This is a genomic window from Aurantiacibacter sp. MUD11, from assembly GCF_026967575.1.
In the GTDB taxonomy this organism is placed as follows: Bacteria; Pseudomonadota; Alphaproteobacteria; order Sphingomonadales; family Sphingomonadaceae; genus Alteraurantiacibacter.
On the sequence record NZ_CP114054.1, the window covers coordinates 941,007 to 961,388 of the forward strand.

Annotated in this window: 23 protein-coding genes; 9 read left to right on the forward strand and 14 right to left on the reverse strand. The window is 65.9% G+C overall.

Features of this window, described 5'->3' with window-relative positions:
- Window positions 1-84: 84 nt before the first annotated feature.
- The 3 genes from OZN62_RS04640 to glmU are packed head-to-tail and all read right to left on the reverse strand — an operon-like array spanning window position 85 to window position 2,250.
- Window positions 85-534, reverse strand: coding sequence for a hypothetical protein (locus tag OZN62_RS04640; RefSeq protein ID WP_269101574.1), 450 nt, complete (start codon window positions 532-534; stop codon window positions 85-87).
- A gap of 17 nt (window positions 535-551) precedes the next feature.
- Window positions 552-863, reverse strand: coding sequence for a hypothetical protein (locus tag OZN62_RS04645; protein ID WP_269101575.1), 312 nt, complete (start codon window positions 861-863; stop codon window positions 552-554).
- A 28-nt stretch (window positions 864-891) separates the two neighbouring features.
- The gene (gene glmU, locus OZN62_RS04650) at window positions 892-2,250 is read right to left on the reverse strand and encodes a bifunctional UDP-N-acetylglucosamine diphosphorylase/glucosamine-1-phosphate N-acetyltransferase GlmU (protein WP_269101576.1); all 1,359 of its coding nucleotides are present in this window, start codon (window positions 2,248-2,250) and stop codon (window positions 892-894) included.
- Between the two features lie 61 nt (window positions 2,251-2,311).
- Here glmU and OZN62_RS04655 point away from each other — a divergent pair, with 61 nt between their 5' ends.
- Together OZN62_RS04655 and OZN62_RS04660 are read left to right on the forward strand one after the other, a co-directional pair.
- A complete protein-coding gene (locus tag OZN62_RS04655; protein WP_269101577.1) occupies window positions 2,312-2,983 on the forward strand; it encodes an HAD-IA family hydrolase in 672 nt (223 codons plus the stop codon).
- 82 nt (window positions 2,984-3,065) lie between these two features.
- Window positions 3,066-4,118, forward strand: a complete 1,053-nt coding sequence (locus OZN62_RS04660; RefSeq protein WP_269101578.1) for a hypothetical protein — start codon at window positions 3,066-3,068, stop codon at window positions 4,116-4,118.
- 60 nt (window positions 4,119-4,178) lie between these two features.
- Here the strand turns inward: OZN62_RS04660 and OZN62_RS04665 are convergent, their stop codons facing one another.
- From OZN62_RS04665 to OZN62_RS04680, 4 genes are read right to left on the reverse strand one after another with little or no spacing between them, the layout of a single operon-like run.
- Complete coding sequence (locus OZN62_RS04665) at window positions 4,179-4,544, reverse strand: DUF2794 domain-containing protein (protein ID WP_269101579.1); 366 nt, start codon at window positions 4,542-4,544, stop codon at window positions 4,179-4,181.
- The gene (epsC, locus tag OZN62_RS04670; protein ID WP_269101580.1) at window positions 4,544-5,272 is read right to left on the reverse strand and encodes a serine O-acetyltransferase EpsC; all 729 of its coding nucleotides are present in this window, start codon (window positions 5,270-5,272) and stop codon (window positions 4,544-4,546) included. Before epsC ends, OZN62_RS04665 begins: the two co-directional genes overlap by 1 nt.
- Before the next feature lie 45 nt (window positions 5,273-5,317).
- Window positions 5,318-5,926, reverse strand: a complete 609-nt coding sequence (locus tag OZN62_RS04675; protein WP_269101581.1) for an HdaA/DnaA family protein — start codon at window positions 5,924-5,926, stop codon at window positions 5,318-5,320.
- An 11-nt stretch (window positions 5,927-5,937) separates the two neighbouring features.
- Complete coding sequence (locus OZN62_RS04680) at window positions 5,938-7,221, reverse strand: heavy-metal-associated domain-containing protein (RefSeq protein ID WP_269101582.1); 1,284 nt, start codon at window positions 7,219-7,221, stop codon at window positions 5,938-5,940.
- Between the two features lie 69 nt (window positions 7,222-7,290).
- Between OZN62_RS04680 and purM the strand changes: the two genes are divergently transcribed.
- The 3 genes from purM to OZN62_RS04695 are packed head-to-tail and all read left to right on the forward strand — an operon-like array spanning window position 7,291 to window position 10,549.
- Window positions 7,291-8,388, forward strand: coding sequence for a phosphoribosylformylglycinamidine cyclo-ligase (gene purM, locus OZN62_RS04685; RefSeq protein ID WP_269102106.1), 1,098 nt, complete (start codon window positions 7,291-7,293; stop codon window positions 8,386-8,388).
- Window positions 8,381-9,343, forward strand: a complete 963-nt coding sequence (purN, locus tag OZN62_RS04690) for a phosphoribosylglycinamide formyltransferase (RefSeq protein ID WP_269101583.1) — start codon at window positions 8,381-8,383, stop codon at window positions 9,341-9,343. Before purM ends, purN begins: the two co-directional genes overlap by 8 nt.
- A gap of 57 nt (window positions 9,344-9,400) precedes the next feature.
- A complete protein-coding gene (locus OZN62_RS04695) occupies window positions 9,401-10,549 on the forward strand; it encodes a sulfotransferase family protein (protein ID WP_269101584.1) in 1,149 nt (382 codons plus the stop codon).
- Between the two features lie 17 nt (window positions 10,550-10,566).
- Here OZN62_RS04695 and OZN62_RS04700 read toward each other — a convergent pair whose 3' ends face one another.
- From OZN62_RS04700 to OZN62_RS04725, 6 genes are all read right to left on the reverse strand, one after another.
- Window positions 10,567-10,953 (reverse strand): nuclear transport factor 2 family protein, encoded by a 387-nt coding sequence (locus OZN62_RS04700; RefSeq protein ID WP_269101585.1) that lies wholly within the window; start codon window positions 10,951-10,953, stop codon window positions 10,567-10,569.
- A 146-nt stretch (window positions 10,954-11,099) separates the two neighbouring features.
- Window positions 11,100-11,522: a nucleoside-diphosphate kinase gene (ndk, locus tag OZN62_RS04705; protein ID WP_269101586.1), complete on the reverse strand. Its 423-nt coding sequence runs from the start codon at window positions 11,520-11,522 to the stop codon at window positions 11,100-11,102.
- 101 nt (window positions 11,523-11,623) lie between these two features.
- Window positions 11,624-12,118 carry a hypothetical protein gene (locus tag OZN62_RS04710; protein WP_269101587.1) on the reverse strand — a complete coding sequence of 165 codons (495 nt, stop codon included), beginning with the start codon at window positions 12,116-12,118 and terminating at the stop codon, window positions 11,624-11,626.
- Window positions 12,119-12,177: 59 nt separating this feature from the next.
- Entirely contained in the window at window positions 12,178-12,615 is a 438-nt protein-coding gene (locus OZN62_RS04715) for a DNA polymerase III subunit chi (protein WP_269101588.1), read from the reverse strand.
- Window positions 12,616-12,652: 37 nt separating this feature from the next.
- Entirely contained in the window at window positions 12,653-12,790 is a 138-nt protein-coding gene (locus tag OZN62_RS04720; RefSeq protein ID WP_269101589.1) for a DUF2256 domain-containing protein, read from the reverse strand.
- Between the two features lie 18 nt (window positions 12,791-12,808).
- Window positions 12,809-14,272: a leucyl aminopeptidase gene (locus OZN62_RS04725; RefSeq protein ID WP_269101590.1), complete on the reverse strand. Its 1,464-nt coding sequence runs from the start codon at window positions 14,270-14,272 to the stop codon at window positions 12,809-12,811.
- 100 nt (window positions 14,273-14,372) lie between these two features.
- Here OZN62_RS04725 and OZN62_RS04730 point away from each other — a divergent pair, with 100 nt between their 5' ends.
- The 4 genes from OZN62_RS04730 (at window position 14,373) to rsmA (ending at window position 19,857) form a co-directional block, all read left to right on the forward strand.
- Complete coding sequence (locus OZN62_RS04730) at window positions 14,373-16,637, forward strand: LPS-assembly protein LptD (protein WP_442864389.1); 2,265 nt, start codon at window positions 14,373-14,375, stop codon at window positions 16,635-16,637.
- A gap of 151 nt (window positions 16,638-16,788) precedes the next feature.
- On the forward strand, window positions 16,789-18,144 hold the full coding sequence (locus OZN62_RS04735) for a peptidylprolyl isomerase (protein ID WP_442864395.1): 1,356 nt from the start codon (window positions 16,789-16,791) through the stop codon (window positions 18,142-18,144).
- 4 nt (window positions 18,145-18,148) lie between these two features.
- Window positions 18,149-19,042 (forward strand): 4-hydroxythreonine-4-phosphate dehydrogenase PdxA, encoded by an 894-nt coding sequence (gene pdxA, locus OZN62_RS04740; protein WP_269101593.1) that lies wholly within the window; start codon window positions 18,149-18,151, stop codon window positions 19,040-19,042.
- Window positions 19,039-19,857 (forward strand): 16S rRNA (adenine(1518)-N(6)/adenine(1519)-N(6))-dimethyltransferase RsmA, encoded by an 819-nt coding sequence (rsmA, locus tag OZN62_RS04745; RefSeq protein WP_269101594.1) that lies wholly within the window; start codon window positions 19,039-19,041, stop codon window positions 19,855-19,857. Before pdxA ends, rsmA begins: the two co-directional genes overlap by 4 nt.
- Here the strand turns inward: rsmA and OZN62_RS04750 are convergent.
- Window positions 19,854-20,264, reverse strand: a complete 411-nt coding sequence (locus OZN62_RS04750; protein ID WP_269101595.1) for a PilZ domain-containing protein — start codon at window positions 20,262-20,264, stop codon at window positions 19,854-19,856. The genes rsmA and OZN62_RS04750 overlap by 4 nt on opposite strands.
- Between the last annotated feature and the right edge of the window lie 118 nt (window positions 20,265-20,382).

The window sequence follows — 20,382 nt, forward strand, 5'->3', positions numbered from 1 at the left end:
CAAGTACCGCGGTTGCCTGGAAAAACCTGTAAGGTCGATTGCTCGTTCTTGCCAAGCGCCGACTGAACCTGCGCTGGCACAAAATCAGCCGGTGAACACTTCCGCCTCGCAGGCGACGGGAATCATTTCGCCGAGGTTGATCGAGGCAGTGTTGGCATCCTCCGCATCGGGCACGATGGCGTAAGGCGCGAGGACCTGCCGGACGAATCCGGGCGCTTCGAGGTGAATCCGGATGGCCTGCTCGAATTCCTTCGCCGGATCCTGGATCTGCACCGCCGCCACCAGGCTGGCCGCGACGATGACCCCGTCCTTCGCCTGCTGCGCCATGGCCTGCTGCGTTACCGCGTAGATTTCCTCCAGCGGCTGTTCGCTGTCTTCCTTGGCGAAGCTGACGAACTCGATCTCGCCATCGGTCTTCACCCGCGCCGCGAACGGCAGCAGGCGCCTTCCGGCGGACATCTGCTCGAATGCAAACTGGCGGGAACCCTGCAGCAAGAGGGCCATCTGGTCTTCGGAGACTTCGGATTCGGACATGCTGGCTCCTGGCTGGTTCAATGGGGGAAATTGGTATCGACGAACTGACGGATGAACTGACCTGGCGTCGGCTCGACGCCGTTCGCCGCCAGGGCCCTCACCCGGCCCTTGTCCCACAGCTCGCGAATGGCGGCGGGCATCCCGGCGGGAAACCGCATCCGCGCCTCGACGATTTCGCGCCATGTGCCCTTTTCGCCGAAGGTCGCGCGAAAATGCGGTTCGGCCTCAGTCAGCCACCTGGCGTTCGCCTCGTCAAGGTGGCCGATGGCATCGAGCACATAGCTGTCGAGCAGGCGGAGAAAGGGCTTGCCTTCGTAACGGTCGGTCATCGGGTTTCCCTGGGGGCTGGCGCAGCCCTCACGCCTTTTTCTCGGCCTTCTTCTTTTTCATCGCGTCGTGGAAACGGTCGGCCCAGCCCGGCTTGATGAGCTGTTCGGCGCGCACCATGCGCAGTTCCCCGTCACCCACATCGCGGCTGACCGCGCTTCCGGCAGCCACGATCGCGTCGGCACCGATGCTGACCGGGGCGATCAGCGCGGAGTTGGAGCCGATGAAGGCGCGCGGGCCGATCACCGTCTGGTGCTTGAAATAGCCATCGTAATTGCAGGTGATGGTGCCCGCGCCGATATTGGCGCCCGCCCCCACCGTCGCATCGCCGAGGTAGGTGAGGTGGTTGGCCTTGGCCCCCTCGCCCAGGGTGGCCTTCTTGATCTCGACGAAATTGCCGACCTTGCTGCCCTTTTCCAGCGTGGCCCCGGGGCGCAGGCGAGCGTAAGGACCGACTTCGACATTCTCGCCTACAGTTGCACCTTCCAAGTGGCTGAACGCCCTGATCGTCGCCCCGCTGGCCACGGAGACGCCGGGTCCGAAGACAACGTTCTGCTCCACCACCACGTCGGCTGCCAGGTCGGTATCCCAGCTGAAGAAGACGGTTTCCGGCGCGCGCAGGGTGACGCCCGCTTCCATCACCTCGGCGCGCTTGTATTCCTGCCATTGCGCTTCGGCTGCGGCCAGTTCGGCGCGGCTGTTCACGCCGGCGACCTCGTCCGGCGTCTCGCAGGAGACGACGGCACAGTTGCGCCCGTCGGCGATGGCGATGTTGACGATATCGGGCAGGTAGTACTCCGCCTGCGCGTTCTCGTTCTTCACCCGGCCAAGCAATGCGAACAGGTCATCAGACCGCGCCGCCAGCAGGCCCGAATTACACAGGCGGCAAGCCCGCTCGTCCTCGCTGGCATCCTTGTATTCGACCATCTTGATGATCTGGCCCTGCTGCGCGATCACGCGGCCATAGCGCAGCGGGTCTTCCGGCTCGAAGCCAAGCACCACGGCAGCAGGGGCATCGACGGCACGCAGGCGGTCGATCATCGCGCGCATGGTTTCCGCCTTTACGAAGGGCACGTCACCGTAGAGCACCAGCACGTCGCCGTCGAAGCCTGCCAGCGCCTCCTCCGCCTGCTGCACCGCATGGCCGGTGCCCAATTGCGGTTCCTGCACGGCGAAGGCGCAGCGGCCCGCCAGCCGTTCCTCCAGCTGTTCGCGGGATTCGCCGACGATGGCGACCAGCTTTTCCGGTGCCAGCTGCTCGACGCTGGCCAGCAGGTGCTCGATCATCGAGCGTCCCGCGACCTCGTGCAGCACCTTGTGCTTGGCGCTCTTCATGCGGGTGCCCTTGCCCGCGGCAAGGATGACGGCAGCTATCGGGCGATCACTCATGAACCGCGCCATGCCATCAATTCATTGCAGTTTCCATATGCCTGCCCCACATGGCGGCGCGATGGCAGACTTTCCCTTTGATATCGTCCTTTTCGACCTCGACGGAACGCTGGTCGATTCCAACCTCGACCTCGGCCCCGCGATCAACCACGCGCTGACGCTGGAGGGCCGCCCCACCCTGCCGCTGGCCGAAGTGCGCCAGCTGATCGGCGGCGGCGCCGTGCCGATGCTGGAGCGCGGGCTGGAACGCACCGGCGGCCCGGTTCCGGAAGCACGCTTCAAGGAACTGAGCCAGGCGCTGCTGGAACATTACTGGGCGCATATCGCCGACAACACCGTGCCCTTCGCGGGCGTGCTCGGCGCGCTGGACGAACTGGCGGATCGCGGCTGCAAGCTGGGCGTCTGCACCAACAAGGCCGAGGGTCCGGCACGGCAATTGCTCGACCAGCTTGACCTGACCGATCGCTTCGCCGCGATCTACGGCGGAGACACTTTGGGTCGCGAAAAGGCCAAGCCCGCGCCCGACATGCTGCTGGCCGCCATTGCCGATTGCGGCGGCGGTCGCGCGGCCCTGGTAGGCGATTCGACCTATGATGTGCGTGCCGCGCGTAACGCAGAAATCCCTGTTGTTACATACCGTTATGGTTATCACGACGTGCCGGTGGACGAGCTGGGCGGCGACGTGTTGATCGATCATTTCAACCAGCTGGTAGGGGTGCTGGAAGACCTGTAATCCACAGGTGTATTGACTCCTTATAACAGTAAGCTACCTTCTCGCGCCAAGGGACTGAGAAACCCAAGCGGGGGAGTAGCAAATGTATAGCGAACAGGACTTGCGCGACGCGGTTGCGGGCGGCGCAATTACCGAGGAGGCAGCACGGGCACTGCGCGCGCATGTCGCGCAGGTGCGCCGGATGCCGGTAACCGACGAGGAGAATTTCCGCCTCATCAATTCCTTCAACGACATCTTCGTCACCATCGCGGCCGTGTTGCTGCTGGTGGCCATGGCGGGCATCGGCAACGCCATCGTCTCCGGGCTGGCCGGCCTGCTGGTGGCAGGCGCGGCCTGGATGATGAGCGAGTTCTTCACCCGCCGTCGCCGGATGGCGCTGCCCTCCATCGTACTGCTACTGGCCTTCGTCGGCGGCATCGTGGCGGCCCCGATCGAGATCCTCAGCCAGACCAGTTTCGACGAGAACGAGCGACTGATGGGTGCGCTGGTCACCGGTGCCTTCGTCGCCGGCGCCATCGGCGCATGGGTGCACTGGAAGCGTTTCATGGTGCCGATCACCATTGCCGCGCTGGCGGCAACCGCCGTGGCGGCGACCATCGCCCTGATCGTCACTGCCATCGGCCCCGCCATGGTGACGCCCGATACGGTAATCCTGCCCATGGTGTTCGTCGCTGGCCTCGCGGTCTTCGCCTTCGCCATGCGCTGGGACATCAGCGACCGCACCCGCGAAACGCGCCGCAGCGACGTGGCCTTCTGGCTGCACCTGCTGGCCGCCCCGATGATCGCCCACCCGCTGTTCCACTGGCTGGGCATTACCGAGGGTGACGTGGTCGGTATCGGCGGCGTGCTGCTGGTGCTGGCGGTCTATGTCGTCTTCGGCCTGGTGGCACTGGCGGTAGACCGCCGGGCGCTGCTGGTATCGGCGCTGGCCTATGTGCTGTTCGCCCTCACCAGCCTGTTCGAGGACTATGGCATGGTGGAGCTCAGCGTCGCGCTTACCGCGCTGGTAATCGGCTCCGCTCTGCTGATGCTGTCGGCCTTCTGGCCGGGCATCCGCGCGGTGGTGGTCGACAAGCTGCCAAGTGACCTGCGCGAGAAGCTGCCCGTCGTGGGCCCCATCGCCCACGCGGCCTGATCAACTGAACCCGATAATGGGAGGGGAGGCCCCGTCAGGCACCAGCCTGGCGGGGTTTCTTCATACCTCGACCAGCTTGACCAGCCGACGTTCCAGCGGGGCGAGCACGTTGGAAAGCTCGTGCCCGCGCTTCAGGATCTGGCCCTGTTCGCCGAACAGCGCCCACATGCCTTGCCGCTGGCGCAGCGCGGGGCGCTTTTCCAGCCGCATCTGCGGCACTTCGGCGGTGCGACGGAAGGCGGCGAACGTGGCGCAATCGCGGGTAAAGTCCATCGCGTAATCGCGCCATTCGCCGGCGGCGACCATGCGACCGTAAAGATCGAGGATCTTCGCCAGTTCGTACCGGTCGAAGCCCACCTGTTCTGGCAGGCGCTGGCCGGGGAATGCGACGATGTTGGGAGCGCCGGGCGCGTTGCCAGCCGCCATCAGCGCTTGGTCCCGCTCTTGCGCGTGTCGGAGAACAGGTCGGGGCCGTCATCCGCTTCCGGCTTGCCCAGCGCCTTGCGCATCTCGGCCAGTTCCTCGCGCAGCAGTTGTACTTCGGTTTCCAGCACCTGCACACGCTCGCTGGGTGCAGGTTCGCAGGGCTCGTCGCAGGGCGTGCCATAGGGAATGAATTCGCGAATCCATTCTTCGGCCGGCACCAGCGTGGAGCGCGCCTTGAGGCCGATCATGGTCGCGCCTTCGGGCACGTCGTCGGTGACGACGGCGTTAGCCCCGACGCGGGCGCGTTCACCCACGGTGATGGGGCCGATAACCTGCGCCCCGGACCCGATGATCACGTTGTCGCACAGCGTCGGGTGGCGCTTGCCCCCCTGCCCGCTGGTGGGGTTGGTGCCGCCCAGCGTCACACACTGGTAGATGGTCACGTTGTCGCCGATTTCGGCGGTTTCCCCGATGACGGTGAAGCCGTGGTCGATGAAGAAGTTCTTGCCGATCGTCGCGCCCGGATGAATGTCGATCGCGGTCAGCCAGCGACTGAAATGGTTCACGAAGCGAGCGAGGAAATACATCCGCGCTTCGAACAGCCAATGTGCGACCTTGTGTAAACCAAGCGCCAGAACCCCCGGATAAAGCAGGATTTCCCAGCGCGAACGCGGTGCGGGATCGCGCGCGCGGACCGAGTCCAGATAGGCGATCAGGTTACCGAACATGGAGGCTTCCTCTGCGCATGCCTTCAGTTTCCCATCAAAACCGGCTCAAAGCAAGCGCGGCTCCTCCGGCCCCTGCACCGCCTCCAGGGCGGCGCGCCAGATACCAAGGTTAGGTGGGGCCTTTCGTTCCAGAGACAAGCGATCAATCGTTGCCACCAGCCGCTCAAGGTCCGCCTGCGAGCGGGAGGCGCGCGGGATCAAGTAGTCGGCGGCGTCGGCGCGCAGCGGCAGTCCTCGCTCCTCGGCGAGCGAGAGCAGCAACTCGCGCGCCATCTCGTCGTCCGGCTGCCCGATTTCCATTTGCAGGGAGCCGCCAAGCCGCGATTTCAGGTCCGGCAAGCTGATTTCCCATGGCGGTTCACCGCCCACGATCAGCAGTGCCGTGCCATCCTCCTGCGCGCGGTTCCAGCGATGGAACAGCTCGTCCTCCGCCCAGTCCTGCGCATCGTCGATGGATTCGCCCCGGCCGCTGTTGGCGAACCAGCGCGCCAGCAGCGACTTGCCCGAGCGTGGCGGGCCGGTGAGCACGGCGGTGCGGTAAGGCCAGCTTTCCGGATTGAGCAGGGCTTCGGCCACATGGGCATTGGCATTGCCGACCACGATCCGGGCCGGGCCTTTGCTGCCGGGGGCAAGGGGAAGCGCGATCTGGCTCATCGCCAAACCGGTCAGCGCGAGATGCCGAGCGCGCCCTGGCCTTCGTTCACCGCCCAGCCGCGCTGCCGCAGGGCTGCGGCGAGCGAAGACAGGTCGCCGGTATAGGTTACCGAGAGCACCGAGGCGCCGCCGATCGCGGTCGAGGTCACCGAAACGCGGTTGACGCCCGGCACGGCGCGCAGGGCCGTCAGCGCTCCGTCAAAGGCGCGGGCATCGGGGGTGGCCACCTGCACGGGGAAAGTCGCCGCCGGCGTTACCGGCTCCACCGGCTCCGGCGCTTCGGCACCCGGTTCCACCGTTTCGGCGCTCGGCTCGTCCAGTCCGGCTGCAGCGGCCTCTTCCGCGGCCTCGGCCGAACGGGCCTGTTCCAGCAGGCTGCGGATTTCCGGGCTGATCTCGATATTGTCCAGCGTCAGCGTGGGGTCGGGGCGCAGCGTGCCGTTGGCCAGTGCCGCGGCGAAGATCTCGTCGAACCGGCCAACCGCGCGTTCGAGCATGGCCGGCAGCTCGTCGGCGCTGTTCGCCCGCATGCGGAAGCTGCCGAGATAGCGATTGTCGGGGCCATAGCGGGCGGTGAACTCGCCCTCCACCGGGCCGCCGGGCCATTGCCAGGTCAGGTTGGCAATCGGCACCAGCACGTCGGCGGCACCGAACTGGTCGAGGATGACATTCCACCAGGCACGGCTGCGCCGGCCGGTCTGGCCATAGGTCAGCAGCAGCGATTCGCCGCCGACGCCGGAAGGACGGACATAGTCGATGGCGCTGGTGCCGAACTGGTATTCCGCCCAGGCCCGCTGCCAAGGATTGCGCACCTCGAACATCGTCTGCGTGCCGCCGGAAATCAGCACCGGCAGCGTGAGCATCGGGGCCGAAGTACGCGTCGTGCCGCCAGCGCCCAGCAAGGCACCGGCACGCTGGCGATCGAAGATGACGCCAAGCCGCGCGATGTAGCGACGGGGGCCGATATTCTCTTCTTCCACCACGATGGCCGCGACCAGCGATTCGAGTCGCTCGTCCGGAATGTCGGGACCGCCCAGTTGCTCCCAGGCAAGACGCTGCGCCTGTCGCCAGCCGTTGGCCCGGGCTTCCTCCGCATTGGCGCCGGTGACATTCACCTCGATCCCGCTCACATCGATATCGCTGCTGCTGGCGACCGGCGCGATGCCGCGTTCACCGCCAACCTGCGCCACCAGCGAGGCCACGGCGACGAAAGCGAGAACGGCAAAGGCGAGCGCGCCGACAAGGGTCGGAAAGCGGTTCGCGGACAGGCGGGAGGGGATGGAAAGCGCGCTCATCGGGGAAATCGCGTGCCTTTTGCCTAAAGGCGAGTGGAATTCCAAGCGCGAAAGGCTATGCGGTTGCGTATGAGTGGCGACAAGCAATCCTATACCTACGAACAGGCCGGCGTCTCGATCGAGGCCGGCAACCGCCTGGTCAAGGCCATCGGCCCGCTGGTCAAGGCGACCATGCGCCCCGGAGCCGATGCCGAAATCGGCGGCTTCGGCGGCTTCTTCGATCCCAAGGCGGCAGGCTACAAGGATCCGCTGCTGGTGGCCGGCAATGACGGCGTGGGCACCAAGCTGAAACTGGCCATCGACACCGATCGCCACGACACGGTCGGCATCGACCTGGTGGCCATGTGCGTGAACGACCTGATCGTGCAGGGCGCGGAGCCGCTGTTCTTCCTCGACTATTTCGCCACCGGCAAGCTGGAAGGCGGCGTGGCGGAGCGCGTGATCGCGGGCATTGCCGAGGGCTGCCAGCAGGCCGGCTGCGCACTGATCGGCGGCGAAACGGCGGAAATGCCCGGCATGTATGCCGAGGGCGACTACGACTTGGCAGGCTTCTGCGTCGGCGCCGTCGAGCGCGGCGAGCAGCTGACCGGAGAGCGCGTTGCGCCCGGCCACGTGCTGCTCGGCCTCGCCAGTTCGGGCGTGCATTCCAACGGCTATTCGCTGGTCCGGCGGCTGGCTGCGGACAAGGGCTGGAAGCTGGACCGCCCCGCCCTGTTCGATCCCGAGGTGCTGCTGGTCGATGCCCTGCTGGCACCCACCCGCATCTACGTGAAGAGCCTGCTGCCCGTCGTCCGTGCCGGCATGATCGACGCGCTGGCGCATATCACCGGCGGCGGCCTGCTCGAGAACATCCCGCGCGTGCTGCCCGAAGGCGCGCGCGCGATGGTCGATGCCGATGCCTGGGAACAGCCCCGGCTGATGGCCTTCCTGCAGGCACAGGGCAATATCGAGCCGGGCGAAATGGCGCGTACCTTCAACTGCGGTGTGGGCATGGTGTTGGCGGTCACGGCGGACAAGGTGGATGCCGTCACCTCGGCGCTCACCGAGGCTGGCGAAACCGTCTTCCGCGTCGGCGAGATCGTCGCCGGCCAGCGGGGCTGCACGGTCAGCGGCGCGCAAGGCACCTGGAGCGCGAAGGAAGACTGGCAAGCGGGGCACGATGCCTGAGAAGGCGAAGATCGCCTGCCTGCTATCGGGCAACGGCACGACCATGTCGGCGCTGCTGTTCCAGTCCCGCCTGCCCGACTGCCCCTATGAAATCGTGCTGGTGGCTTCCAACGTGCCCGACGCCCCTGGGCTGAAGATCGCCGAAGCGGAAGGTATCCCGACCTTCTCCTACCCGCACACCGGGCTGGGTCGCCGCGAGCACGAACAGGTGATGGACAAGGCCTTGCGCGACAGCGGTGCCGAGTACCTCGCGCTGTGCGGTTACATGCGCATCCTCACCGCTGAATTCGTCAGCGGGTGGGAGGGCCGGATGGTCAACACGCATCCTTCGCTGCTGCCTAAGTACAAGGGGCTCGACACCCACCAGCGCGCCATCGACGCGGGCGAGAAATTCGGCGGCTGTTCGGTCCATATCGTCACGCCGGAACTGGATGGAGGTCCGCTGCTGGGCCAGCTGCCCGTCGCCATCCTCCCCACCGACACGGCAGAGAGCCTCGCCCATCGCGTGATCCTGGCGGAATACCAGCTCTATCCGCGCATGGTCGCCGACTATGTCGGGCGACAGTACCGCACCGACTGGCTGCTGGAACAGGTCCACGCTCGCGCGATGGACCTGCCCGAGGTGGAGGAACGCGAAAGCCACGGTTCGCCCGGCTGGCGTACTGGCGGGAAAAGCGGCAAGTACTTCGCCTATTTCACCGACCAGCACCACGGCAGCGAGCATATCGCCGTGCTGGTGAAGACCAGCGGGCCGGACGAGCTTGCCGGCCTCGTCGAAACCGCACCGGAAACCTATTTCAAACCAGCCTACTACGGCGCCAGCGGCTGGGTCGGGATCATCCTGAACCGTCCGGGCGTTGACTGGGACCACGTATCCGAATGGCTGGAACGCAGCTGGCGGACGGTGGCGCCCAAGCGGCTGACCAGGTTGCTCGACGCAGCGGACGAATTCTGACGGATGCCAGCCCCCCATCGCCCTCATCCCTGCACTCGTTCCGCGCGCGTCGACCGGGTGATCGGCTGGCTGGAGGCGGCCTGGCGCAAGGGGCTGAGCACGCGCCCCACGCTTGATCCCGATGCCCTGTGGGCGAAGGCGCTGAAGGATGCCCCCGCGCATGGCGAAGGCGGACCGCGTAGCGATGCCGAAATGGCCGACTTCCGCCTGCGACTGGAAATCCTGGCGGAATCGCTGCAGGCCGAAGCGCAGCTCAATTCGCTGGGTCTGACCATGGCGCACGGTCAGCTGGTGCGGGTCATCCGGCAGCGGCTGCACCTCGGTGCACTGTGGCAGCGCGAACCGGAACTGCTGCAAACGCCGCTGGCGCCCCCGATCATCGTGGTCGGCCAGATGCGCAGCGGCACGACGCGCGTCCATCGCCTGCTGGCGGCGGACCCGGCCCTGTCATCGACGCGCTTCTGCGACAGCTGGCATCCCGTTCCCCGCACGCCCGATACGCGCCCGGCATGGTCTGCCCTGTCGCTGATGTTCGCCCGCGCGCTGGACCCGTGGCTGGATACGATCCATCCCTTCGGCGTCACCCGCGCCGACGAGGAACTGGGCTGGCTGGCCGCCGCCCTGGATCACTGCGCCTACGAAGCGCAGTGGCGCATCCCGACTTTCACCGCCTTCAGCGAAGGCCGCGAACCCGGCCCGGTCTACCGCGAATTTGCCCGCATGTTGCGCACCGATGCCGCCTGGCATGGTAGCGCAGAGCGTCCGCGCGTGCTCAAGGTGCCGCAATTCGCCGAAGACCTGCCCACCCTGCTGGCCCAGTTCCCCGATGCACGCGTCGTGCTCACCAAGCGCTGCGAGGAGGATCTCGTGCGCAGTTCCGCCTCGCTAGTCGCCAACCAGATGGCGATCCAGTCCAACGCGGTGGACTATGCCTGGATCGAGCAGGAGGTCGCCCGCAAGATCGCCTTGCGCGATGCCCGCATGGACAGCGCTCTGGCGCAATTCGACGGGGCCCTGGCCGTGGTCGATTTCGATCGGCTGAACGAGGATTGGGAAGGCGAAATCATGCGCATCTACCGCGACCTGGACCTGCCTTTCTCCGCTCATTCGCTTGCGGCAATGCGCGAGGAGCAACGCAAGGCGCAGTCTTCGGCCCATCACGAGCACGCCCGGCAAATGCAGCGGTTCGCCAGAAGCTCCGCCTGATCGTTCCTATCTGACGGCTAAAACGATAGCTCGGTCAGTTCCCGGCTGGCCTCTTCGGGCATCAACAGGTGAGCCAGCGCCGGAGACTTCTGGTCACCGAAGTTCTGCCAGAACAGCATCTTCCCGTCACGAACCCTGGCTGTCCAAAGGCGGGCACTTGCCAGCCGCGGATCGCGTGCTTTGCTGTGGCCGCGCATCAGCACCAGGTCGTCGCGCATGGTATAATTGTCGATGTGGAAGCTGAAACTGTCTTCGAGTTCGAAGAACGCCTTGTGTGCAGCGATGCAGTTTTCCCGGCCACTGATCCGGTATCCGCGACTGTCGATGAAGCTGAAATCATCGTGCAGCATGTCGGACATCGCGTCGAAATCGCGCGAGTTCACGGCGTCGACGTAGCGACGCACTACCCCAAGGGTATCCGACCTTCCCCGTCCAAACATGCGAGCACTCCCGAGTTAACTCGCGGAACACCCTGTACGTTAGCACAGCGGGCGAGTCGTTCCGAATACGGGGAAGTGCCCGCACCCGGAACGACCCTAAATTTCTGGAATCAGCCGACGATTTCGTCTTCGTTGAAGAAGAAGTCGATTTCGATCTTGGCGTTTTCGTCGCTGTCCGAACCGTGCACCGAGTTGGCTTCGATGCTTTCGGCATAGGTCTTGCGGATCGTGCCTACTTCGGCGTCAGCCGGATTGGTGGCACCCATCACCTTGCGGTTGCGGGCCACGGCGTCCTCGCCTTCCAGCACCTGCACCACGACCGGGCCGCTGGTCATGAAGTCACACAGTTCGCCGAAGAAGGGGCGTTCCTTGTGCACCGCGTAGAAACCCTCGGCCTGTTCGCGGGTCATCAGAATGCGCTTCGAAGCGACGACGCGGAGGCCGGCGTCTTCCAGCATCTTGGTGACCGCACCGGTCAGGTTGCGGCGGGTGGCATCGGGCTTGATGATCGAGAAGGTGCGGGTGACCGCCATGGGACATTCCTTTGCGAAATTTGAAAAAGGGCAAATTTGCGCGCGCCCCTAGCGCCCCCGTCGCCGGGGGGCAAGAGCGGTGTGCTGCGATTTGCCGCCAATCAGTTGTTGTCGCGTCCGACCACCAGCTGCGCCGTCGTGCCCTCCGGGTCCGGCGTGGCATTGAAACTGAAGGTCAGGCCGTCGGGGCCTTCCCCGCCGATCAGCTTGCTGCCGTTGCTGCTCATCTCCATCTGGATCTCGACCCCGGCTCCTTCCGCCTGCCGGCGGTAGTAGGCTGCCATCTCGTCCGGCGTATCGTCGCTGCGCATCACCACCATCGAGCCGGAGCCATCGGCCTGGTTCACGGTGGTGTTGGTGATGACCTGGGCACCGGGATAGAGGCTGAACCCATCGGGCAGGCTAACCGCAACGTCACTGCCGCTGTTGATGACGACCTCGTCGCCGTCCTCATTGGTCATCCGGTATTCGGCGTTCTCGCCATCGCGGTCGACTTCGTAGGTCACTTCCCCATCTTCGGTGTCGATGGTTCCGGACTCGCTGCCGCAACCCGCCAGCAGCAACCCAATTCCCGCAATCAGAATAACCTTGCGCATCAACCCTCTCCTCTCACCATGATAAAGCTTTCGGAGTCTTTCGCGAGCAAGGGCCGTGGTCAAGGGCCCTCGACCCAGCGCCCGTCCTGCTGTTTCCAGAACTTGCGCTCCATTCCCTCGCGATCTTCCAGCGCCTTCCAGGTCTGGCGCGCGCCGGTGATGGTCGCCTGATCGAACAGGAACAGCACCCGCTCGAAGCCCTCGCCCGGCTCGCGCCACAGCCCGTCCGCCACCAGCAGGAAGGTCGCGCCGTTCACCGGATCGACCTCGTTCGACAGCAGGATCGGCTGGCCGGCATCGTGCTCGTCCCCGGCGATGCCATTGGCAAGGAAGGCTTCGGGAGAGCTGTCCCACATGGCCTGGCTGGTGGCTTCAAGCAGTTCGAGGTCGTCCGCCACCACCAGCAGCCGCTTGCCCGCCTGCCGCACCTTACTTGCCAGCAGCGCCGCCGTTGCGGGCGCCGGGTCTTGCGAAAGGAGATAGAAATCAATCCGCATGTTTTCGGTCGAGCGCTTCGCTGCTTGAGGCCATGAGCTAACTTCCCTTGTTGCGGCGACAGCGCTCGGAACAATAGCGGACGTTGTCCCAGTCGCGCTCCCACTTCTTGCGCCAGGTGAACGGCAGGCCGCAGGCGGCACAGGTCTTGGTGGGCAGGTCGGACTTCTTCCGCATCCTGCCCACGGGACTGCCTCAGCCCTCGGCCGTGTCGCGGATGAAGCGATCGAGCAGGCGCACGCCGTAACCCGTCGCGCCCTTGTCCCAGGTAGCACCGGGCTTGTCCGCCCAGACCATGCCGGCGATGTCGAGGTGCGCCCAGTTCACGCCCTTCTCGACGAAGCGCTGAAGGTACTGCGCGGCGGTGATCGAACCAGCCCAACGGCCACCGACGTTCTTCATGTCGGCAATCGGGCTGTCGATCAGCTTGTCGTAGGCCGGGCCCAGCGGCATCCGCCACAGTTTGTCGCCACTTGCCTTGCCTGCGTCGAGCAGGTTGTCGGCCAGCTTGTCGTCGTTGGAGAACAGGCCGCCATGCTCGTGGCCAAGGGCAACGATCATCGCCCCGGTCAGCGTGGCGAGATCGACCAGCGTCTCCGGCTTGAACTCGCGCTGGGCCCAGGTCATCGCGTCACCCAGCACCAGCCGGCCTTCGGCGTCGGTGTTGATGACTTCCACGGTCTGTCCGCTCATGGTCTTCACCACGTCGCCCGGCCGCTGTGCATTGCCGTCGGGCATGTTCTCCACCAGCCCGCAGACGCCCACGACATTGGCCTTGGCCTTGCGCGAGGCGAGCGCCAGCATGGCACCGGCCACGGCACCGGCACCGCCCATGTCCCACTTCATGTCTTCCATGCCGGCAGCCGGCTTGATCGAGATGCCGCCGGTATCGAAGGTCACGCCCTTGCCGACGAAGACGGTCGGCTTGTCGGCGGGCTTGCCGCCGGTCCACTTGATCACCAGCAGCTTGCTGTCGCGGCGCGAACCCTGGCCGACGCCCAGCAGCGCGCCCATGCCCAGCGTGCGCATCTCGTCCTCGTCCAGCACCTGGATTTCGACGCCGGTGCCTTCGAAGCGCTTCTGGCAACGCTCGACGAAGCTCTGCGGGTAGATGACGTTGGCCGGTTCGGCGACCAGTTCGCGGGTGAACTCCACGCCCTTGGCGACGGCGGCGGCGTCTTCCCACGCGGCCTCGGTCCCATCGGGCGCAGCGGCGACGATGATGGTCTTCAGCGAACGCTTCTGCTCGGCCTTCAGCTTGGTGCGATATTCGTCCCAGCGCCAGGCCCGCAGGCGCGCGCCCATCAGCACGGCGGCGGTTTCCTCGGCATCGAGGCCGGAGGCGGGGATATCGATCGCCAGCTTGCTCTCACCGCTGGTCAGGTACTTGGCGGTCAGCGCCGCGCCCGCGCGTTCCAGCGCGGCATGGCGTCCGGCGTCCTTCTTCTTGCCGGTACCCACCAGTGCCAGGCGCGACACCTTGTCGCCCTGCTCGACGAAGGTTTCGAAGACCTGCCCGGCCTTGCCGGCGAAGCGCGATGCCTCGGCCCCTTCCTTGACCGCGCGCGGCAAGTCGTCGGGCAATTTTCCCTGGTCGACAAAGCGCGCCACGAGGCGCGGTGCTTCGGCGGGAAGAGAGTCGCGAAATTCGATATCCATGGAGGCTCCAGAAGTTGTCATCTTGTTGATCGGGCAGAATGTGATGGCCCGCGAAAAAGCTGGCGTTGCGATTACGAGCGCGCGGTGCAATAGGCAAGCCATGCTCCCCGGCCTGCATTCCGTCCCGCAAGCCTCGTTGTCCCGCTTGCTCGCCGCAGGCGCGATTACTGTCGCCTTGCTGGCCCCGGCCAAGGCTGCACTGGCCCAGGATGCCGAGGAGCCGGTCGTCGTCGCCACCCTGGACGAACAGGAAGAGGCGCCCCGCCAGATCGGGTTCGAGGCGAACGAGCTGCGTTATGACGAGAACACCGACACGATCACCGCGGCAGGCAATGTCGTCCTGCGTTCCGGCGACCAGTCGCTGCGCGCCGATGCCGTCACCTGGAACCGCCTGAGCGGCGAGATCACCGCCACCGGCTCCGTCCGGCTGGTGGACGAAAACGGCAACCAGCTCTTTACCGACAGCCTGGTGCTGACCGACGAGCTGGAAGCCGGCGCGATGACCAACCTGCTGCTGGCCTTCCGCCAGGGCGGCAGGCTGGCGGCGATGGAGGCGACCCGCGCCGAGGGCGGCGATATCGAACTAGACCGCGCGGTCTATTCATCGTGCTCGGTGCTCGATGCCGATGGCTGCGACCGCAGCCCCAGCTGGCGGGTGACGGCGGAGCGCGTCTACTACGATAGCGAGACCTCCCGCATCCGCTTTCGGGGCGCATATCTGGAGCTGTTCGGTGCCCGTGTGCTGCCCTTGCCCGGCCTGACCGTGCGGGCCGACGGCAGCGCCGACAGCGGCTTCTTCGTACCCGACATCGGACTGACCGCATCGAACGGCATCGAGATCAGCGACAGCTACTACTGGCGCATCGCCGACGATCGCGACCTGACGCTGACCGGCTATGTGTTCACCGAAGCCGCGCCGATGGTCTCTGCCGAATATCGCCAGCTGACCGGCAATGGCGCCTTCCAGGTCACCGGCTATGCTACCTACGGCAGCCGCATCCCGCTCAATTCCACGGTGGCCACCAGCGAGGAGGACCTGCGCGGTTACCTCGCCGCCAACGGCCGTTTCCAGCTTGACGAGAACTGGACCGCACAAGGCTCCATCCGCCTCGCCAGCGACCGCACCTTCCTGCGCCGTTACGACATCACCCGCGAAGACCGCATCCGCTCGCTGGTCGAATTGCAGCGGGCGGACGACAATTCATTCGTCTCCATCGCCGGCTGGGCGACCCAGGCGCTGCTGGTCAGCACGCCGCAGGGGGAAGTGCCGCTGGCCCTGCCGCTGATCGACGCGCGCTATCGGCTGGAAGACCCGGTGGTCGGCGGCACGGTGGAACTGCAAGCCAATTCCTACGCCGTCACCCGCAGCGAAGGCCAGGATTCGCAGCGCGCCTTTGCCCGCGCCCGGTGGGACCTGCGCCGCATTACCCCAATGGGCCAGGAAGTCACGCTGACGGCGCTGGTACGCGGCGACATCTATCATTCCGACGAAAACGATCTCACCAGCGTGGCCGCCTATCGCGGCGATCCAGGCTGGCAGACGCGCGGCGTCGCGACGGCCGCAGTAGAGGTGAAATGGCCCTTCATCGGGGAATTCCTCGGCGGCTCGCAGATCCTCACGCCGCGCGTGCAGCTGGTCGCCTCGCCCAGCATCCGCAACCTCGACATTCCCAACGAAGACGCCCGCGCCATCGACCTGGAGGATTCCAACCTCTTCGCGCTCAGCCGCTTCCCCGGCTACGACCGAGTGGAGGACGGCGTGCGCCTCACCTACGGCGCGGACTGGCAGGCAACCTTTCCCGGCTGGCGTATCCACACCACCATCGGCCAGTCCTACCGCCTGACGGACGAGCCCGCGCTCTTCCCCGATGGCACAGGCCTCAACGAACAGTGGTCGGACTTCGTCGGGCGGACCGAGGTGCGCTACAACGATTTCCTCAAGTTCACGCACCGCTTCCGTCTCGACAAGGACAACCTGGCCGTGCGCCGGAACGAGGTGGATGCCACCATCGGCAGCGACCGCACCTATCTGGAAGCCGGTTACCTGCGCCTGGACCGCGACATCGATTTCACGCTGGAGGACTTGCAGGACCGCGAGGAACTACGCGTCGCGGGCCGCCTGGCCTTCGCCCGCCACTGGTCGATTTTCGGCTCCGCCGTGGTCAACCTGACGGACCGTAACGAGGACCCCACTTTCAACGCCGACGGCTTCGAACCGCTCCGCACGCGCCTCGGCATCGCCTATGCCGACGACTGCCTGGAATTCGGCTTCACCTGGCGGCGCGACTACATCCAGCTTGCCGACGCCCAGAGCGGCAACAGCTTCCGCCTCTATTTCGCCCTGCGCAATATCGGCTTCAACTAGGTTCGGGACACATTTGCGCAGTCCATTGGCAGCACCGGGACATTTGGCTAGGACGTGCCGGCTCAGCTAGGGTTAAGCCGTGGTTTTGCATTGGCGCCCCACGCAGAAGGCGCGGGTTCCCGCGCCGCAAGTAAGACAAGGTATTGAAGTGATCTCGTTCGCGACCAGACTTATCAAGTTTTCCGCTGCCGCACTCGGCGCCACCGTGCTTGCCGGCACCGCCCATGCACAGGGCATCCAGGTTGCCGGTTCCGATGCATTCAACCTGCCGGAGGACGTGACCTTCATCGTCGAGCCTTCGGACCCGAATGTTCGCCGGCCCACCGCCCGCGTGAACGGCAGCATCATCACCGGCACCGATGTCGACCACCGCGTCGCGCTGATCCTGTCGGCGCAGGAAACGGCCTTGCCGGAGGAGGAAATCCAGCGCCTGCGCCTGCAGGTCGTTCGCAACCTGATCGACGAGACGCTGCAGATCCAGGAAGCTGCCGCGCTCGAAATGCCGGTGTCGCAGGAAGAGGTCGAACAGGCCTACGAACGGTTCGCCGTGGAAGCCCAGGGCCGCAGCGTCGAAGAAATGGACGCCTACCTGCGTTCGATCGGCTCTTCGGCGCGCTCGATCAAGCGCCAGATCATGGGCGAACTGGCTTGGGACCGCCTGCTGCGCCGTAACGTGGCCCCCTTCGTGAACGTATCCGAAGGCGAGGTGCAGGACCTGTTCGAACGCCTGCAGGAATCGCGCGGCACCACCGAATATCGCCTTGGCGAAATCTACCTCGCCGCCACGCCGGCAAACCGCCAGCAGGTGCTGGCCAATGCCCAGCAGATCATCGCCCAGCTGCGCGAAGGCGCCAGCTTCGCCGCCTATGCTCGCCAGTTCTCGCAGGCATCGAGCGCCATCGTCGGCGGTGACCTTGGCTGGATCCGCCTGGAGCAGTTGCAGAACCCCACGCTGGAAGCCGTTGCCGCCGGCATGACCCCGGGGCTGGTCGAAGGTCCGGTCGAGATTCCGGGTGGTTTCTCCATCCTGATGATGATCGATCAGCGCCAGATCGGCATGCCCGACGCGCGCGATTCCATCCTCAGCCTGAAGCAGATTTCGATCACCTTCCCCGAAGGCATTTCGCAAGCGGAGATCGAAGAGCGCGGTGAGACCTTCGTGGAAACCGTCGGTTCGATGACCGGTTGCGGCGATGCCAACCTGCGCGCCGCCGCCATCGGCGCGCAGACGGTGGACAACGACCAGATCCTGGCCCGCCAGCTGCCGAACCCGATCCAGGGCATCCTGCTGCAGATGAATGTCGGCCAGAGCACCCCGCCGTTCGGCGAACTGACGCCGGGTGGCAGCCTGCGCGTGCTGATGCTGTGCGGCCGCGACGATCCGCGCGAAACGCAGGGTCCGTCGACCGACCAGATCATGGCGCAGCTGGAAGACGAGCGCATCAACCGCCGCGCCCAGCGCTACCTGCGCGACCTGCGTCGCGACGCCGTGCTCGAATACAACTGATCCGGTGACCCGGCCGCTCCCGCTCGCCGTTACCCTGGGTGACCCGGCGGGGGTCGGTCCGGAACTGGTCGCGGAAATCCGGTCCCGCAGCGAGGAACTGGGCCTGCCGCCCTTCGTAGTGGTGGGCGACGGCGCGCAGGGGTTCACCCCCGGTGCGCCGGACCGCGCCTCTGCCCAATTCGCCCGGCAGTCGCTGGAACAGGCGCTGGCCATGGTCCTCGACGGGGAATGCCGCGGTGTAGTTACCGGACCGGTATCCAAGTCGGGGATCGCCGCCATCGATGCAGGCTTCGTCGGCCAGACAGAGTTCTGCGCCGATGCCTGCGGTGTCGAGCGCGATGCGGCGGTGATGATGCTGGCCGGGCCCTCGCTCCGCACCGTGCCGATGACCGTGCACTGCTCCTTGTCGGAGGTGCCGTCGCGCCTGAGCCACGACCTGATCGTCCACCGCACACGGATCGTCGCGCGGGCCATGCACACCGATTTCGGGATAGCGAACCCGCGCATCGCCATTGCCGGGCTCAACCCGCACGCCGGGGAAGACGGCCGCATGGGGCGTGAGGAAATCGACATCATCGCCCCCGCCATCGTCACGCTGCGCGCCGAGGGGATCGACGCCACCGGCCCGCATCCGGCGGACACGCTATTCGCCCCGCACAAGCGCAGCACCTACGATGTCGCCATCGCCATGTATCACGACCAGGCACTGGTCCCCCTCAAGACGCTGGATTTCGACGAGGGCGTGAACGTCACACTGGGGTTGCCGATCGTGCGGACCTCACCCGATCACGGCACCGCTTTCGACATTGCCGGCAAGGGCATCGCCAGGCCCGACGCCATGATCGCCGCCATCCGCATGGCGGGCGAGATTGCCGCAAGGCGGGCGGCGCTGGCGTGAGCCTGCCTCCCCTGCGCGAAGTTATCGCCGCACATGGCCTCTCCGCCAGCAAGGCGCTGGGGCAGAACTTCCTGTTCGACGAGCAGTTGCTCGACCGTATCGTGGCCATCCCCGGCGACCTGACGGACAAGGCCGTGCTCGAAATCGGCCCCGGTCCCGGTGGCCTGACCCGCGCCCTCCTTCGCGCCGGCGCGCGCGTCACCGCCATCGAACGCGACAGCCGCTGCATCCCCGCGCTGGCAGAGGTGGAGCAGGCCTTCCCCGGCAAGCTGCGCGTGCTGGAGGACGACGCCCTCGCCATCGATCACGCAGAACTGATGGGCGAGCCGTTCGCCGTCGCCGCCAACCTGCCCTACAACATCGGTACGCTGTTGTTCACGCGCTGGATGGGCGGCGAGCAATGGCCGCCGCGCTGGACCAGCCTGACGCTGATGTTCCAGCAGGAGGTGGCCCAGCGCATCGTCGCCAGGCCCGGCACCTCGGCCTATGGCCGCCTTGCCGTGCTCGCCCAGTGGCGGGCCCTGCCGAAGCTGGCGATGAAGGTGCACCGCAGCGCCTTCACCCCGCCCCCCAAGGTGATGAGCGCGATCGTGCATGTCGTGCCGAAGGAGGCGCCGGAAGGTGTCTCCGCCAGGACGCTGGAAAAGCTGACCGAGGCCGCCTTCGGCCAGCGCCGCAAGATGCTGCGGCAAAGCCTGAAGGGCCTGCCAGGCGCACTCGACGCGCTTGAAGCCTGCGGGATCGACCCTACGCGCCGCGCCGAAACGCTCTCGGTCGACGAATTCGTGGCCGTGGCGCGCGCGATGACAGCCTAGAAAATGATGTAGGTGACGATAAGGTAGGCGGCCGAAAGGGCGGCAAGTCCCATCACCGAATAGGCCACGATAATGCCCTTCAGTGACATGTCCTGCTCCGGCAGGTGCGGGACAGTCTTGGCGGGTTTCCTGCGCGATCCCGAAAGCAGGCTGTCCACGTCCACCCGCTCCCGCAGGCTAATGCCGAACTTGCGGCCGTTCACCCAGCGCACCTGTCCTGCCACTTCGCGCGCTGGAAAGCGCAGGTCGATGAATTCACCGCGTTGCGGGGGCATTTCCATGTGCCCCAGCATCCCGCGCGAGGAGATGTCGGAAATGCGCGCTGGCCGCGATCCGCGCGAGTCGACGACCGAGGCCGTCAGCATGACGTTCTCACGATCCTCCCCGCGTGCGCGTTGGGTCTTCATCGGCGCTGCTTCCTTGCCAGCAATCGGACGATCCTAGGCGTAAAGCTCCTAGCGATTGGTAAAGCCGCGCGCTCGAAACGGGCGCCGATTTGACTCGCCACGCACGCCGCGTAAGGCG

Bases quoted from the DNA above. Each gene is read 5' to 3' on its own strand.
- purN (WP_269101583.1), top strand. From the start codon at position 8,381: ATGCCTGAGAAGGCGAAGATCGCCTGCCTGCTATCGGGCAACGGCACG.
- OZN62_RS04645 (WP_269101575.1), bottom strand. From the start codon at position 863: ATGACCGACCGTTACGAAGGCAAGCCCTTTCTCCGCCTGCTCGACAGC.
- ndk (WP_269101586.1), bottom strand. From the start codon at position 11,522: ATGGCGGTCACCCGCACCTTCTCGATCATCAAGCCCGATGCCACCCGC.
- purM (WP_269102106.1), top strand. From the start codon at position 7,291: ATGAGTGGCGACAAGCAATCCTATACCTACGAACAGGCCGGCGTCTCG.
- OZN62_RS04655 (WP_269101577.1), top strand. From the start codon at position 2,312: ATGGCAGACTTTCCCTTTGATATCGTCCTTTTCGACCTCGACGGAACG.
- OZN62_RS04750 (WP_269101595.1), bottom strand. From the start codon at position 20,264: ATGAAGACCCAACGCGCACGCGGGGAGGATCGTGAGAACGTCATGCTG.
- OZN62_RS04660 (WP_269101578.1), top strand. From the start codon at position 3,066: ATGTATAGCGAACAGGACTTGCGCGACGCGGTTGCGGGCGGCGCAATT.
- glmU (WP_269101576.1), bottom strand. From the start codon at position 2,250: ATGAGTGATCGCCCGATAGCTGCCGTCATCCTTGCCGCGGGCAAGGGC.
- OZN62_RS04730 (WP_442864389.1), top strand. From the start codon at position 14,373: ATGCTCCCCGGCCTGCATTCCGTCCCGCAAGCCTCGTTGTCCCGCTTG.
- epsC (WP_269101580.1), bottom strand. From the start codon at position 5,272: ATGTTCGGTAACCTGATCGCCTATCTGGACTCGGTCCGCGCGCGCGAT.
- OZN62_RS04720 (WP_269101589.1), bottom strand. From the start codon at position 12,790: ATGCGGAAGAAGTCCGACCTGCCCACCAAGACCTGTGCCGCCTGCGGC.
- OZN62_RS04665 (WP_269101579.1), bottom strand. From the start codon at position 4,544: ATGGCGGCTGGCAACGCGCCCGGCGCTCCCAACATCGTCGCATTCCCC.
- OZN62_RS04715 (WP_269101588.1), bottom strand. From the start codon at position 12,615: ATGCGGATTGATTTCTATCTCCTTTCGCAAGACCCGGCGCCCGCAACG.
- OZN62_RS04675 (WP_269101581.1), bottom strand. From the start codon at position 5,926: ATGAGCCAGATCGCGCTTCCCCTTGCCCCCGGCAGCAAAGGCCCGGCC.
- OZN62_RS04710 (WP_269101587.1), bottom strand. From the start codon at position 12,118: ATGCGCAAGGTTATTCTGATTGCGGGAATTGGGTTGCTGCTGGCGGGT.
- OZN62_RS04680 (WP_269101582.1), bottom strand. From the start codon at position 7,221: ATGAGCGCGCTTTCCATCCCCTCCCGCCTGTCCGCGAACCGCTTTCCG.
- OZN62_RS04725 (WP_269101590.1), bottom strand. From the start codon at position 14,272: ATGGATATCGAATTTCGCGACTCTCTTCCCGCCGAAGCACCGCGCCTC.
- OZN62_RS04640 (WP_269101574.1), bottom strand. From the start codon at position 534: ATGTCCGAATCCGAAGTCTCCGAAGACCAGATGGCCCTCTTGCTGCAG.